Raw genomic sequence first — 13,559 nt, 5'->3', positions numbered from 1 at the left:
CGACCATCCGGTCTAATTAATAGCATGAAAAAGCTCCTCTGCACACTGCCCGCAATTCTGCCGGGTTTCGCTTCAGGCTTTTCCGCCCTGCATTCAGGCCCGCATCCCCTGCAGCAACAGCCGTATGCCGTCCCGGTAATATTTCTGTACATCCGCCGGCCCCTCCGAGGGTGCCGTAATTTCTCTGACTCTGCCGATTCCCTCCAGCATACCGCAGACGATCACGACATAATGGTTCAAATCGTCCTTGGCCAGATACCCTGAGTCCATGCCCTCCTGGAGCAGAGTACGGCATGCCGTTGCCCCGCAATCATACAGCTGCGAGAGCCGCAGATAGATTGCCTCCGAGTGGGTCCGGGATCTTGCATATTCCTCAAGTCCGCAAATCAGCGGATTCTGAAAATCATTGGCATAATGCTCTCCAAGCGCATAAAAGCGTTCCTCAATTCCTGTAATCCGGCCCCGTATAACATCCCACTCTGCGAGCCACTGCCCCGTATCCTCTTCCACGATGGACAGAAACAGCTCATCCTTACTTGGAAAATGATGATATAAGCTGCCCTTGCTCACTTGAGCTGCAGTGCAGACCTCATTCATCGTCACAGCCGCATAGCCCTTCTGCACGAACAGCTGGGCGGCCTGCTGCACAATCCGTTTCTTCGTTTCTTCTCCGTCTGAGCGTCCTTTTATACCGGTAACCCCCTTTTAAACCGACCAACCGGTCTAATTGTAGCACATAGCTGATCTTTTTTTCAAAGTATATCTGCTGCTGACTACCCGGCATATCAAAAAGACGCACTGCCTAAGCAGCACGCCCTCCTCATTATCCGCGATTATTAGTTCCTGTCCCGATCTAAAAATCGATCAGGCCCAGACTGATTTGCAGCGAATCATCCACCTTTTTCATTGTATCATCGTCCAGATGGGTGATCTTATCGGTTAAGCGTTGTTTGTCAATCGTCCGAACCTGCTCCAGCAAAATGACGGAATCCCGGTCAAAGCCGTGAGCAGCCGCATCAATCTCTACATGCGTCGGCAGCTTGGCCTTCTGGATCTGGGCAGTAATAGCTGCCACAATAACCGTCGGGCTGAACCGGTTGCCAATATCGTTCTGTATGACCAGTACCGGCCTTACTCCGCCTTGTTCAGAGCCTACAACCGGCGAAAGGTCGGCAAAAAAAACGTCGCCGCGTTTAACGATCAATATCTACACCCCGCTTACTAAGCGGCCAAGAGTACTGTCTGCATCTTCCTCCGCGAGAAATGCCTCGCTTGCCATCGTCAAATTGATCTTGGCCATCTCCATGTATCCCCGCTGCATCGATTCCCGGATTGTACGCTTTCTGCGTTCCGTCAGATACAGCTTCATGGCCTGCCTGATCAATTCACTCCGGTTAGAGTTCTCCAATTGGGCGATCCCATCCACTTCCTGCAAAAGATGATCGGGCAAACTGATCATAATTCTTTTGGTGTTCTGCAAATTGGCCAACTTCTCTTCCACCCCCACAAGCCTTCTGCCCTTGTGTTCCAGTGTTACAATATACAAGGAATTTTATACAAGGAATATATGCAGATAGTATATCAAGTATGCTGCATCCCATTATAAACTAGAAATGGCGGTACGTATAGACTATATGTCACACTAGCCCATACGATTATCCTTTGTATTCTTTTCCTGTATACAATATTGTGTCACCGGATCAAGACTGCAGCAGAGGGTTCACCAGGTTGGGATCAGCACCCTCACGTACATATACGCGGGGTACACGGTGAGCCAGCATACAGATTACTTCGTAGTGAATCGTGCCTAAATGGAGTGCCAGTTCATCCGCCGTAATGCAGGCGTTGCCCTGGCGCCCGATGAGTACAACCTCTTCGCCAGCTTGGATTTGTTCCGCTTCTCCAGCGAAAGATTTGAGCGTTACCATACACTGGTCCATGCAGATTGTTCCGACGACCGGAGCGCGGCGTCCGCGTATTAGCACCTCCGCCTTGCCAGTCAGCATGCGGGAATATCCGTCTGCGTATCCGACGGGCAGCGTCGCAATTACCTCTTCGCTGTCCGTGAAATAGCGGGTGCCGTAGCTGATGCCAAACCCAGGGGGCAGTGTCTTGATATATACCGCCTGTGTCTTCAGCGTCATTACCGGGTGTAAAGCCACGCGCTCGTGGTCTACCTCTGTTGAGGGATAAAATCCGTACAAGCTTATGCCTACACGCACCATGTTACTGGATAGGAAAGGTGTATCAATGGCCGTAGCGCTATTGCCCGTATGTATGATCGGGATATGTATATCCTTGTCCCGAAGCGTTTCCGCCACGCTCATGAACCGTCGGTGCTGCATCAGTGTATAGCTTTTGTCTTCTTCGTCTGCCTTGGCAAAATGGGTAAACATGCCCTCCAGCTCCGCCTGCGCTGTCCGGTGCACCTCTTCGATGAAAGCGGAAGCATCGGCCGGCAGCAGTCCCAGCCTTCCCATCCCGCTGTCAATCTTGATGTGTACCTTCAGCCGGTGCTCCGGATCGGCAGGAAGCTGTCTTACCGCCTCCAGCACCTCCGGCGTGAATAGCGTTACGGTTATCTTGTTCTCCCAGGCAACGGCTATGCCTTCCGGTGAGGTATAGCCCAGCACCAGGATAGGAAGTAGTATTCCCGCCTGACGCAGCTCCAATGCCTCATCCAAAAAAGCTACACTTACATAGTCCGCGCCTAGCCGTTCAAGCTCCCGTGTCACTTCCACTGCCCCGTGGCCATACGCATTTCCTTTGACGCATCCCATGAATTTCGTTTCCGCCGGCAAAGCCGCCCGGAACGCTTCATAATTGGTACGCAGATCATCCAGATTTATCTCGGCAACTGTAGGTCGATAGCTTGCTTGCACTTCAGGGTCACCTTCTTAATTGTAGTAAAACACCGTCACGGATAACCGCAGCGTTTGTAGTCTTACTGCCAATGGTAATCTTAGCGAAGGATGCTGTCAATGTGGAGCAAGGCTATCTTTTTGCTAATCGTTCGGAGGTCCCGTCATCGTCATCTTTATAGTACAAAAAGCGGATACGGCTTGTAGAGGATTGGCTCCCACAATGCACTGTATCCGCCTACTGAATATTACTTACCCGATTGTGCCTGCATAGAAGCGGCAATCTGCATCATTTCGTCAAGCGGCAGATTTGCGCTCGTAATCCGGAATTCCACACCGTCATTCATCCACGTCAGCGTCTGCTGCTCATCGCCGGTAAGTGCTCCTGCAGTGAAGCCGAGATCGATCAGCGTTGCCGGAGCCAGCGATACCGCACGGTCCAGCGGACGGGCTTCCATGATCGTATACTGGTAATCCCCTTCATAACGGATGAGCACCGCATGATCCTTATTGCCCTCGATCTTGTGGTAGTCCTTGAAGGTTACGCCTGCCGGTATGTATTCCGGCTCAATGACCCCGAAATCACCCAGCTCTGCTGTTACCTGCTCCGCATTTTCTTCCCCGGCCGGCGCCGCTACCGGATCGCCGTTTTCGTCAACCTCGGCCACTGTACTTTGGGAAGGGGTGCCGGTTGCCATATTCTTTTGCATATCAAAGGAATCCTTGGTGAATTCCGGGTCGAACTTGAAGCTGTCGAATTTCACATCCACTACAACCTTGGCTTCGGAATCGGAGACCTGAACCTGCTTGGGCTCATAGGTGTTTTTGGCCAGCCAGATCTTCTGCCGCACGAGTGCGCTGCTCTGGTAGTTAGCTGCGACTTCGAAGATGTAATTGTCACCCTCTTCAGTCAGCTGGCGGTTGTTGTCGGCCGTAATGCCCCGCAGCAGTGTCTGATACAGATACACCTGACCCTGATTGTCCGGCCAGTCGCTCTGGAAGCGGAAGCTTTTGCCGAGGCTTGGGGTGAGTACAAATACTCCCTCATCGTTACGCAGCACAATCTGCGTTACATCCTTTTGCACATTGGAGAGGCTGATCCGGTAATACGAAGGGTTCTTGTACCATACCTCCACCTTATACTCCTGCGGCTGCTCACCGGTATAGAGAGTCATCGTGCCCGCCCCCTGATAGGCCCCCTGCTTGCTCTCCAGCTTGTCAGACACAGCATTCAAATCCTTCACCACGGAAGCGGCATCCTTCTTCCCGCAACCCGCGAGCACCAGGGCCACGCTCATAATGATCGCGAGTACCCATGTTATCCGGCGCATGACATCATCCCCTTAACCTGTTTTGAAAAGCATTGATTAGTACATGTCTATGAGGGACTTGGCCGCAATATGCAGACGGGCATGACAAGCCGGAAGGATAATCGTGGACGGCCGCCGGCCGCGCACAAAAGCCCGTGCAGGTACACGGGCTTTTGGGTCTGATTCTAGTTTAGCGGAATGAGCTGGTAAGCAAAACTATAGGTCGTGTAAACTTTACCTTCTATTATCATTTAATCGGGATAAGCTGATCATCATAGACGGTGTAAAAGCTGTTCTGGGTGAATAATATATCATCAAAATAGATCTTAGACTCTTCTCCAACCTTGAGCGGGTAGGGTAACGAATATAGCGTTTTGTAGCTTTTCCGGTCCAGCACGGTCAGTGCTGTTTGGGTCTCAATTCTGCCATCGACTGTAATAGAGATATATTTATCGTCCAGCCGTAACCTGTAGAAAATCCCAGTAACTCCTATAGGAGACAGCGGGGTATGATTCAGCTGCTCACCGCTGCCATTTAGTACATAGAAGCCTTTATTATTGGCGTATAAAAGCTTGCCGTCCACGATATAGAGTATGTTAGTTGTCGGATCAATACCCTTTGTCCATTTCGCTTTGCCGTCCGTACCTATAGCGACCAGCAGCGTGGTACTCTTTGATTTCTTTATTTTGAGAATATAGGTATCATTGTTCAGCTTGAGTGCTTGCTCTACTCTACTGCTCGCGCTTAGCGGATAGCTTAGTTTCTTCTTGAGATTCCAGTCCAGAACATCAAAAGAGGATTCTATATGCTGCGAGTTATATTTGAGCGTCAATATTTCATTCAAGGCAACCCCGCTAAGAAAATGGGAAGGCTGCATTTTTGGCCGTTCGAAGCTTTTACTCCAGGCTACGGTACCGTTCAGATTCACTGCGTAGACCGAGGAGTTGTCATGCACAAATAATTGATTGTTGATCAGACCGTCAATCTCAAGCGATCGGGGAAAGATTACTTCCCATTTCAATGTGCCCTTGGGACTAATGCAATAAAGAAAGGTTTCATCAGAGAATTGCTTCAGCCCCGCGCCAACCAGACTATATAAATTACCTGCCTTGTCAAAAAAAGCACGATCACCGAACTTGAAGCCACCATAAATCGGAAGCTCCCACTCCACCTTATTCGTCTTGGAGTTGATTGTAACGACATACTCCTGAAGCATTTGCCCCTTCGCATTACGCGGATTCTTGCTGAGTAGCGGCTCCTTAAAGTACAAAAGTCCGTTGGCCGTTCCCAAGTACTTATAGCCATAAGTAGCAACAGGGAAGTTAATCGGGGTTTGCCGCTCCAGCTGCCGCTCTGTCCCGTCAGCCGGATTTACTGCCTCCGCAGCAGCGGCAGGAATATAGCTGAGCGGAACAACGACTACCATCAGCACAATTAAAAGACTTAATATTTTTTTCATTTGTTATTCAAAACTTCTCCTTCCTGCAATAGAATTTTTTCCCATTATAACATAGAACAAAAAATCTCTATGTTACATATGCATGCAAAGAATTCAGATTTTTTACAAGGTTTCTTCTACGTTTCCACGATATTGGCCTGCAGCAAATATCTTTTATCTTTTTCTCCCCCTTAACTGAGACGACATTTTATGTCGTACCACCTGTTATATACTCCGGATGTAACGATTAATCTACCGAAATGAGGTATACAGACCTATGCCCAAAACAAAACGCGGACGTGTACTCTGGTCCCTTCCCACACGGGGCCGCGGGACATGCCCGATCTGTACAAGCACCCGCATCAAGCTGCTCTATCCGAAAGTCAAAAGCGACGGTACTGGAGTCAAGGTATGCAAACGGTGCAGCAAAGCGCCGCAGATTAAAGTGGACGCTATCTGAAGCTGCTGCGTAACGGCCGGCTGTTTCCTGACACAAGCCAGGGGCAGCCAGCCTTATCTCATGTCCGGATTGTCACATAACCGGAGGCTGCCTATACTGAAGCATATACGAAACTGCGACATTATCTTTTATCAACTATATATTTACTATAAAAAGGAGACTTTTCCTTGAGCCATACGCACCGCATCCAATGGTTTGACCAGCAGGTGAGAACCGGCCGCTATCCGAACAGCAGATCGCTCGCAGAGCAATTTGAAATCTCCAAGCGCCAGGCTCAGCGGGATATTGAATATATGGCTTCCTCCTTGTGTGCACCGCTGCAGTATATAGCCAGGGAACGCGGCTATTGCTATGAGGATGACAGCTTTATGCTGCCTTATCTGTATATGACTGATCAGGAGAAGCAAATCCTTAAATATCTGGCATACCGCTACAGCCAGTATAATTACGAGAACGGGCCGGAGATACGGCGGATCGGCCATCTGCTGGGCCGCCTGACCGGACAGCAGGAGCTGGAGCCAGAGGCACGGCTGCCACTTTTTGCAGTGAATCCCCGCAGCCTGCAGATGTTCGAGCTGCTGGATCATGCCATCCGGAGCCGGATCACCGTGAAGCTGATCTACGATGGTACAGACGGCGAGCTTGAGCTCTGTCCGCTCAGGCTTGAGAATCACTACGATGCCGACCATCTTATCGCCAGACCGGCGGACCAGCAGGCGGGACAGCCCAGATACTATCTGCTGTCCTCGATTCTTCAGCTGCAGCTGACCGGGCAGCATTTTGCAGACGGGCCTGACCCGGGCTCCCGGCCGGAGACCGGACGCAGGCTGAAGCCGTTCACTGCCCGGCTCCGGCTGACAGCTGACCCGCCGGACGGGCACTGGTACGGCTTCCCGGCGCGGCTTCACAGCGGAGATCTCTACGAGGTGGATTTTCTGGACACAGAGCTGTTTATCCGTCACCTGCTGATGACAGACTGGCTGGAGCTTACCGGCCCCAAATGGCTGCAGGATAAGGTTGCCGCCAGATGCCGGACCGTACTCCATTTACTGAACCCGGAGGAACAACAATCATGATGCTGGATCATATTCAGATGCACCGGGAGTCGAAATCCTTTACAGATGCAGCCTACGCTATTCTGACCGCAGCCGGCCGCTTTGACGGGCCCAAGTTTATGCTGTCCGGACTCAGCGGCATGGCTTTCAAGTTCGCTGCCCACCGCAGGCTGTTCTCCCACTCCGTCACCGCCTATGGACAATGGGGAACCGAGCATAGCCCTGGCATCGATAACCTGGGGCTTTATACCGTCTATGATGCCGGACGCACAAGGCACAGCTCCTTCGGGAGCTATCAGCAGGATGCCGTCAACTGGGTCAGGCAAAGCATTGATTCCGGCATCGGTGCCGTATATTGGATACCAGAGTTCGGCGTTATTCACGGCTATGACGATGAAGCTGAAATATTCTATCTGCAGGACGGCACCTCTGCCGGCACGCAAGTCCTGCTATACGACAATTTCGGGATCAACTTCACCTCCTTCTGGTATTGCCGGATTTTTGGAGATCAGGTGAGCATTCCGCTGACAGATGCTGTAATGGAATCGCTGCGGCTGGCACTGTATGACTGGGAAACTCCATACAAAACACTTCCCGGCCAGGAGATTGCCTCCGGCCGGCTGGCCTATCAATATGTAATGAACGCACTGGAGCAAGACGATTACGATGCCGGTGGAGCAGGCTATCTATTAGCGTCCTACCTTTATTCACGCACAGAAATCAGGGATTATCTGCAGGAGGTCCAGTGGCGGATTCAAGGCCTTGACGAGGTTTTCCGTCTCTACCGGGAGCTGACACTGATCACTGGTCCGGAGATAACCGCTGTACTGCCTGCTCTTTCTAAAGGACAGAAGCTGCCGGAAGGCCTGAAGGCTTCTTTATGCAATGTATTCAGGCAGGCTGAAGCTCTCGAAGAGAGGGCCATGGTGCTCGTCCGCCTGATCTCCGCACGCTATCCTGACCGCAAACGGTCGCTTGTTCCCCGGTGGGGCGCCCATACCGCCAGGTAGCTAACAACTCCCCTCCAGAAAGCAGGATGATCTATGAGCACGATTACGCTTCCCTCCGTTCAGTTCAGAGCGGAGTCCCTTTCTTTTACAGATGCTTTATACGGTGTTCTTGCCGCCAAGGGCTGGTTTAACCTGCCCAAGCCGATGCTCGCCGGAATGACCGGGGCGTGCTTCCGCTTCTCTGTCCACCGGCAGCTTCATGCCGATTCAGCTACCGCCTACAACTGGATGGCAGAGCATCTGGTGGCCTGCGACCTGATCGGTGTTACTGCTTCACAGTGGGGCGGATTCCATTTCACACCGACCTTCCCCCTCTATCAGCGTCAGGCTGTCCGGGACATCAAAAGCTCCATCGACCGCGGCACCGCCGCCGTCCTGTGGAAGGACGGATTTGTTATTGTGAACGGTTACCACGAAACAAAGCAGCTGTTCTACTACCTGGACGGCCGGTCGGCCGGGGCACAGGAGCTGTCTTTTGCCGAACTGGGCCTGAATCAATCGCCCTATTGTTATTATCAGGTCTATGAAAATCTCCTTGAAACCGATGTGCTGCAGATCATCAAGGAATCCTACATGCAGGCAGTATTCAGAGCAGAATCGCCCGATATTATGCTTCCCGAAGCAGACTATGCCTGTGGGCTTGCCGCTTACGACGCTATCCTTAACGCGCTGCATTCCGGCAATTATGCTGCTGCAGGTGCCTAAGAAACCATCTCTGTGTACGCCGCAGCCAAACGTGATGCCGCACAATATACACGGTTTGCTGCAGGCTACTGGCCTGCTTCACAAGAGGTCGCCGGGCACTATGACAAATTGGCTATTTTATATGGAAAAATGCTGGACTCTACGGAGATGAACAGCACATCCGGCGCTCTGTCTGAACCCGACAGCTCCTTCATAGACTTATTTCACGCTGCCCGGGCAGCGGAAACAGCAGCTATCCGGTCGATCCGGACGCTGCTGCATGAGCCGATTGCCAACCGCTTCCACGACGTCGGGCTGCGCTGATAGCTGCTATTCGATTGGAAAGTAGAGATCCAATGAGACTGAATTGCCGTGCTCAAGCTTTTCTTCAAGCCAAAAACGCTCTTGGATACAAGAAGTCTGGTACCCCTTGCTGTTTACCCAGGCCGCCAGCTTCTTCCAGCCCAGCGGAATCCGCTCAAATGGATCAGCGAACGGATCGGTAATCCGCAGCACAGCATATTTACAGCCTTCCACATGCTTATAACTTAGCTTGGAGTTCAGTGAACTGGGCTGCTGATCGACCGCTATCCAGTATTCATAGCCGCGCAGCCCCTTTTCCTGCTCTCCGTCCGTAACAGGCACATCGAACCCGAATTGTCTTGCTCCGGCCACCCCGTTTTGACGGGCCCACTCCGTGACCATTGCAATGACTTCCTCCTCTGGATTTCCGCTGATTTTTATTCCGCTCACAACATCCATAGACTCCAGGCTGCCAATAGATACCTCACTTAAATAATCCATTGTTACACCTCCGCGTAATGGATTAACCTGCTCACTCAATACCGGCTTTGGCGGCAAAATATAGCCTGCATTCCTGCAGCTGCTGGGCAATTGGCCAAACTCCTGCAGAAAGGCTCTGCTGAACGCCCGCTCTGAGCCGTAGCCGTAATCGAGTGCAATATCCAGTATTCTTTTTCCCTGCATAACCTCCAGCATCGCATACCCCAGCCGCCTTCTGCGGACATACTCCATCAGAGTGACATCGAGATGAATGCCAAACAGCCGGTGAAAATGAAACTTAGAGAATCCGGCATATTGAGCGCATTCTTCAATAGAAAGCGGCTCCTTAAGCCTCTCCTCAATATAATCAATTGTTTTCTGCAGACATTCTATATAGTTCAATAGGCTCCACTTCCTCTCTTATTGCAACGGTTAAACCAATTATAAATAAGATATCCTTCTCACCGCAGGACATTTCTTGCTGCTTCCGGGCAATAAAGTTATAATCTCTATATATTTTAATAACTAAAATAGTTATGGAGCGTGTCTGCCGATGAGCACGGATCAACAAAAATCACAGGCTATCCTTGGCCTTATGGATACAATGGCTGCCGTTCAGCAGAAATCACAGGTATTCATTGAACGCATCACTCAGAAAGAAACGCTGAGCCAGAATCAGCTCATGCTCCTGTTTCAGCTACAGCTGGCCGGCAGCCTGAAAATAACGGAAATCGCCGAAAGATTTGTTGTCACACCGGGTGCAGCCTCCTCCATGTGTGACAAGCTGGAAGAGGCTGGCCTGATTCAGCGGGTCCGCACGAATGAGGACCGCAGGGTGGTCAACATCGAAATTACCGGTGAAGGCACCCGGCGGATTCTGCAGCTGTTCGACAGGTTTGAGGCCGCCGAGCTGCACAAGTTTACAGATACTCTGCACCAGATCAACAGCCTGATGAATGAAATTACCAGCCAATAAGCTCCGTCCAGCACTGCCTCTGTTAATGAGGCGGTGTTTTTTTATATGCCGGAGCGGGATTTATTTCATTGACTATATATTATAATACATATATATTTTAATTATTAAAATAAATGTAGATGAAGGTGATCACTATATGCTTAGTCCATCGGCCAAACCGGTGACAGCAGATATGCCTCCTTTTAAGGTAAGAGGTGCCCATACCCGGCGTGAAGATTTGACTGCGTCCACAGTTGATGTGTTTGGCCAGTTCAAAGCGTCAGGTACAGTGACTGCAGGCCGGCTTAAGGTTTCGGGAGAATGCCGGATTGCCAGGCATTGTCTGGCGGAACAGGTCGACAGCTTCGGAAGCCTGAGGGTACACAGTCTGGAGGCAGCGCACGTCCGGTCCAGCGGATACCTGTCGGCGGCGGAAGACATTACCGCAATAACCTTTCTGGCAAAAGGAGCCGTACAGCTGGGCCGGCTGACCGTTGCCGAATCGGTAATCATCCGCCTGAGCGCCCGCAGCAGAATAAATCAGCTGATAACACAGGGCTCCCTGACCGTGAGCGGCTCCTTGCTTGCTTTTCCTCTGCTCAGGAGACCTTTTCACAGATTAGACTGCCGCCTGCTGGAAGGCGTATCGCTTAACCTTGAGCATACGTCAGCTGAAAAGGTCTGCGGCAGCAGGATCAGCATCGGACCGGGCTGCCACATTCAGGAGGTGCGTTATACAGAAAGCCTGCATATCGACAAAGCTTCCACGGTAACGAAGATCATAAAACTCAACGGTCCAGGAGGAACACCAGAATGAATAACGGAATGAATAACGCTACTCTTTTCCGCAAAAACGCTGTATCCCTTGCCGGCAAAATCTTTGTCAGCCTGTTTATACTTCCAATTCTGGGTGTGTGGACAGCCGGCAGCGCAGTCTGTTCAATCCTATCCGTAATAGCAGCTTTTCTAGGATTATTCGGCTGGAAGGGCGTCTCGCTCACCCTTTATCCCGGGCATGATCTGCCGCGTATCCTCAGTTTTCCGTTAGGGCTCTTACTGGCTCTGCTGCTGTATGCTTCCTTTGTATATACCAGACGTTTCCTCCGGCGCTGCCTGCACTATATTAAATCCTGATATCTGGCCTGCCCCAAGGCAGCAGAAAAAGCCCGCACCAGGGCGGGCTTCTCTCTTATATTTCCAGCCGATACCTGACAGACTCGGTTAACGGAGGGATTCGGCGATCTTCAGCACCTCAGCCCGGTCCAGACCATGAGATACAATATTGTACAACACGCCGTCGGCTTCCCAGTCCAGATTCCGGTCATCCATCATTACGGCATCAACACCATTAAGCTTTACCGGTTCCACTTTACCGTCGAAAGACATTTCGTAGGCTGTTTCCTTGTCGGAATAACGGAAATGCATTTTGAGATCCTGCCCCTTATGCTCACTGCTAAAGAACAGATCGAGATACTTGCCGTTAACGCCATCCTCCGACTTATAGAATTCCCCCCGGTCAAATGCAAATCCCTCCGGCAGATACTCCGGCAGCTTAACCTTGAACATCGCGTATTGGTCCAGTTCCGCCCGGCTCTTCACGGCCACTATACGCTCTGCCGCTTCCTTATCACGCTGCTCCTGTTCGCTTTTGGTAATCAGCTGGTCCCCTTCAAAATTAACGATCTGCTCTCCGGCAGCGTTATAGATCTCATCAACTTTTTTTGAATCAGCAGTGATTACGTTACCGTCCTTATCGAACAGCTTGCCCTCCAATTCCTTTGGAAAATCCGGCATCTCGGCCGTATCCATCTCATGGACAATAATGTTGCCGAGATTGATGCTCTGCAGCACTCTGCCGAGAAGCTCCTGGGCATATGACGGCTTGACGAGGCTGACGCTCAGCGCACCAGCCACCAGCAGGGATGCCATTACCATGGCCGGGCGTTTCCACTGTGTTTTTATTTTCATTTGTTGTGCCTCCTGTTTATGTTGGGTACGGCTCTGTACTTTGGCAAGCACTGCCGCCTTATGAGCCTTGCTGTAATCCTGTCCGGCCAATGCCCGGCCCAGCTCAAGCAGCTCAAGTGATTCCTGCGTTCCGCTCCAGTCTGCAGCATTGTTCAAATGCACACCGTCATCAACAGCTTTTGCAAACTCCTGCATATAGTCTTTTTTCACAGCTGCTCCACGCTCCCTATTTCAGCTTTCAGCTTTTTCATGCTCCGGTACAGGATCACGCCGACGTTGCTCTCGGACATGCCGGTGAGGCTGGCGATCTCTGTATTTTTCAGATCTGCACCGAATTTCAGCGCTACAATATTCCGCTCTTTGGCTGATAAAGCATCCAGTGCCATGCCCAGCCGGTTGTTGCGCTCCCCTTCCAGCAGCTGCTCGTCCGGTGTTTTTTTGCCCGATACCAGCTCCCGGACCGCCTCCAGCGGAAAAAACAGATTTCTCTTCCGGCTGCGGTAATGATCGCTCACGACATTTCTGGCGATGGCGAACAGCCACACCTCAAAGGGTGCTTTGTCCGGGGAGTAGCTGTGCAGCCTGGACCACGTTTTTTCAAAAACCTGGCTGGTCAGATCCTCCGCTGTATAACGGCAGCTGACGCGGTAAGCGGTATAGTTAAATATCCTAGAATAATAGTCTTCAAATATGGAAGTGAAGATTCTGTCCGTACTGATGTCTGCAGCAGGCTCTGCTTCCTTCACTCTACTGTGCCAAAACGATTGCAGCAATGCGCGCTCTTGCATCTCTCTCAGGCTCTCCTTTCTTATGCAAATTCACCGGGCCAAGTGATTTACCCCAGCTAATACGCGGACAACGGGATTTCATTACAAGCCCTGCAAAAAATTCTGTCCGGATGAACCCTTCATCTCCAGTATCCCTTACTGCCGGAGCTTTTGTATGCGGATTATGTTGCATTAATCCCGGGACAGCAAAAAGCCGCCCGCCGGTCCGGCAAAATCCGGCCTGCTGGGCAGCTCTCCATTTCTTATT

At 51.2% G+C, this 13,559-nt stretch carries 17 protein-coding genes; 8 read left to right on the top strand and 9 right to left on the bottom strand.

What is annotated here, in order from left to right:
• Positions 1-93: 93 nt before the first annotated feature.
• The 6 genes from R70723_RS31890 to R70723_RS05295 form a co-directional block, all read right to left on the bottom strand.
• On the bottom strand, positions 94-648 hold the full coding sequence (locus R70723_RS31890) for a TetR/AcrR family transcriptional regulator (RefSeq protein WP_052421188.1): 555 nt from the start codon (positions 646-648) through the stop codon (positions 94-96).
• Positions 649-853: 205 nt separating this feature from the next.
• Positions 854-1,204 carry a type II toxin-antitoxin system PemK/MazF family toxin gene (locus R70723_RS05315; protein WP_039870351.1) on the bottom strand — a complete coding sequence of 117 codons (351 nt, stop codon included), beginning with the start codon at positions 1,202-1,204 and terminating at the stop codon, positions 854-856.
• 3 nt (positions 1,205-1,207) lie between these two features.
• Positions 1,208-1,489, bottom strand: a complete 282-nt coding sequence (locus tag R70723_RS05310) for a CopG family ribbon-helix-helix protein (RefSeq protein ID WP_039878289.1) — start codon at positions 1,487-1,489, stop codon at positions 1,208-1,210.
• A gap of 211 nt (positions 1,490-1,700) precedes the next feature.
• On the bottom strand, positions 1,701-2,882 hold the full coding sequence (gene alr, locus R70723_RS05305; protein ID WP_039870350.1) for an alanine racemase: 1,182 nt from the start codon (positions 2,880-2,882) through the stop codon (positions 1,701-1,703).
• 227 nt (positions 2,883-3,109) lie between these two features.
• Positions 3,110-4,192 carry an outer membrane lipoprotein-sorting protein gene (locus tag R70723_RS05300; protein WP_039870348.1) on the bottom strand — a complete coding sequence of 361 codons (1,083 nt, stop codon included), beginning with the start codon at positions 4,190-4,192 and terminating at the stop codon, positions 3,110-3,112.
• A gap of 226 nt (positions 4,193-4,418) precedes the next feature.
• Complete coding sequence (locus tag R70723_RS05295) at positions 4,419-5,630, bottom strand: hypothetical protein (RefSeq protein WP_039870347.1); 1,212 nt, start codon at positions 5,628-5,630, stop codon at positions 4,419-4,421.
• Between the two features lie 256 nt (positions 5,631-5,886).
• On the opposite strand from R70723_RS05295, the gene R70723_RS32760 reads away from it, so the two are divergent.
• From R70723_RS32760 to R70723_RS05275, 5 genes are all read left to right on the top strand, one after another.
• Positions 5,887-6,069, top strand: coding sequence for a hypothetical protein (locus R70723_RS32760; protein ID WP_076418452.1), 183 nt, complete (start codon positions 5,887-5,889; stop codon positions 6,067-6,069).
• Between the two features lie 167 nt (positions 6,070-6,236).
• Entirely contained in the window at positions 6,237-7,145 is a 909-nt protein-coding gene (locus R70723_RS05290; protein ID WP_039870346.1) for a helix-turn-helix transcriptional regulator, read from the top strand.
• Positions 7,142-8,134: a cysteine peptidase family C39 domain-containing protein gene (locus R70723_RS05285; protein ID WP_039870344.1), complete on the top strand. Its 993-nt coding sequence runs from the start codon at positions 7,142-7,144 to the stop codon at positions 8,132-8,134. Before R70723_RS05290 ends, R70723_RS05285 begins: the two co-directional genes overlap by 4 nt.
• 33 nt (positions 8,135-8,167) lie before the next feature.
• Complete coding sequence (locus R70723_RS05280) at positions 8,168-8,839, top strand: hypothetical protein (protein ID WP_039870343.1); 672 nt, start codon at positions 8,168-8,170, stop codon at positions 8,837-8,839.
• A gap of 12 nt (positions 8,840-8,851) precedes the next feature.
• On the top strand, positions 8,852-9,142 hold the full coding sequence (locus R70723_RS05275; RefSeq protein ID WP_039870340.1) for a hypothetical protein: 291 nt from the start codon (positions 8,852-8,854) through the stop codon (positions 9,140-9,142).
• Between the two features lie 6 nt (positions 9,143-9,148).
• Here R70723_RS05275 and R70723_RS31885 read toward each other — a convergent pair whose 3' ends face one another.
• Positions 9,149-10,003, bottom strand: coding sequence for a helix-turn-helix domain-containing protein (locus R70723_RS31885; protein WP_052421187.1), 855 nt, complete (start codon positions 10,001-10,003; stop codon positions 9,149-9,151).
• Positions 10,004-10,154: 151 nt separating this feature from the next.
• Here R70723_RS31885 and R70723_RS05265 point away from each other — a divergent pair, with 151 nt between their 5' ends.
• From R70723_RS05265 to R70723_RS05255, 3 genes are all read left to right on the top strand, one after another.
• A complete protein-coding gene (locus R70723_RS05265) occupies positions 10,155-10,577 on the top strand; it encodes a MarR family transcriptional regulator (protein ID WP_047171033.1) in 423 nt (140 codons plus the stop codon).
• A gap of 136 nt (positions 10,578-10,713) precedes the next feature.
• Complete coding sequence (locus R70723_RS05260; protein ID WP_039870337.1) at positions 10,714-11,373, top strand: hypothetical protein; 660 nt, start codon at positions 10,714-10,716, stop codon at positions 11,371-11,373.
• On the top strand, positions 11,370-11,690 hold the full coding sequence (locus tag R70723_RS05255) for a hypothetical protein (protein ID WP_039870334.1): 321 nt from the start codon (positions 11,370-11,372) through the stop codon (positions 11,688-11,690). Before R70723_RS05260 ends, R70723_RS05255 begins: the two co-directional genes overlap by 4 nt.
• An 87-nt stretch (positions 11,691-11,777) precedes the next feature.
• On the opposite strand, the gene R70723_RS05250 is transcribed toward R70723_RS05255, so the two are convergent.
• Together R70723_RS05250 and R70723_RS05245 are read right to left on the bottom strand one after the other, a co-directional pair.
• Positions 11,778-12,734, bottom strand: a complete 957-nt coding sequence (locus R70723_RS05250; protein WP_039870330.1) for a DUF4367 domain-containing protein — start codon at positions 12,732-12,734, stop codon at positions 11,778-11,780.
• Positions 12,731-13,312, bottom strand: coding sequence for a sigma-70 family RNA polymerase sigma factor (locus R70723_RS05245; protein ID WP_039870328.1), 582 nt, complete (start codon positions 13,310-13,312; stop codon positions 12,731-12,733). The genes R70723_RS05250 and R70723_RS05245 overlap by 4 nt, the downstream gene beginning before the upstream one ends.
• Positions 13,313-13,559: the final 247 nt, after the last annotated feature.

The organism is Paenibacillus sp. FSL R7-0273 (assembly GCF_000758625.1).
Taxonomy (GTDB): Bacteria; Bacillota; Bacilli; order Paenibacillales; family Paenibacillaceae; genus Paenibacillus_AQ.
The sequence above is the reverse complement of the archived record's forward strand: the minus strand, read 5'-3'. Positions and strand labels throughout refer to the sequence as shown.

Excerpts from the sequence above, each read along its gene's own strand:
- R70723_RS05285 (WP_039870344.1), top strand. The coding sequence starts at position 7,142 with ATGATGCTGGATCATATTCAGATGCACCGGGAGTCGAAATCCTTTACA.
- R70723_RS05265 (WP_047171033.1), top strand. The coding sequence starts at position 10,155 with ATGAGCACGGATCAACAAAAATCACAGGCTATCCTTGGCCTTATGGAT.
- R70723_RS05245 (WP_039870328.1), bottom strand. The coding sequence starts at position 13,312 with ATGCAAGAGCGCGCATTGCTGCAATCGTTTTGGCACAGTAGAGTGAAG.
- R70723_RS05280 (WP_039870343.1), top strand. The coding sequence starts at position 8,168 with ATGAGCACGATTACGCTTCCCTCCGTTCAGTTCAGAGCGGAGTCCCTT.
- R70723_RS05300 (WP_039870348.1), bottom strand. The coding sequence starts at position 4,192 with ATGCGCCGGATAACATGGGTACTCGCGATCATTATGAGCGTGGCCCTG.
- R70723_RS32760 (WP_076418452.1), top strand. The coding sequence starts at position 5,887 with ATGCCCAAAACAAAACGCGGACGTGTACTCTGGTCCCTTCCCACACGG.
- R70723_RS05295 (WP_039870347.1), bottom strand. The coding sequence starts at position 5,630 with ATGAAAAAAATATTAAGTCTTTTAATTGTGCTGATGGTAGTCGTTGTT.
- R70723_RS05260 (WP_039870337.1), top strand. The coding sequence starts at position 10,714 with ATGCTTAGTCCATCGGCCAAACCGGTGACAGCAGATATGCCTCCTTTT.
- R70723_RS05255 (WP_039870334.1), top strand. The coding sequence starts at position 11,370 with ATGAATAACGGAATGAATAACGCTACTCTTTTCCGCAAAAACGCTGTA.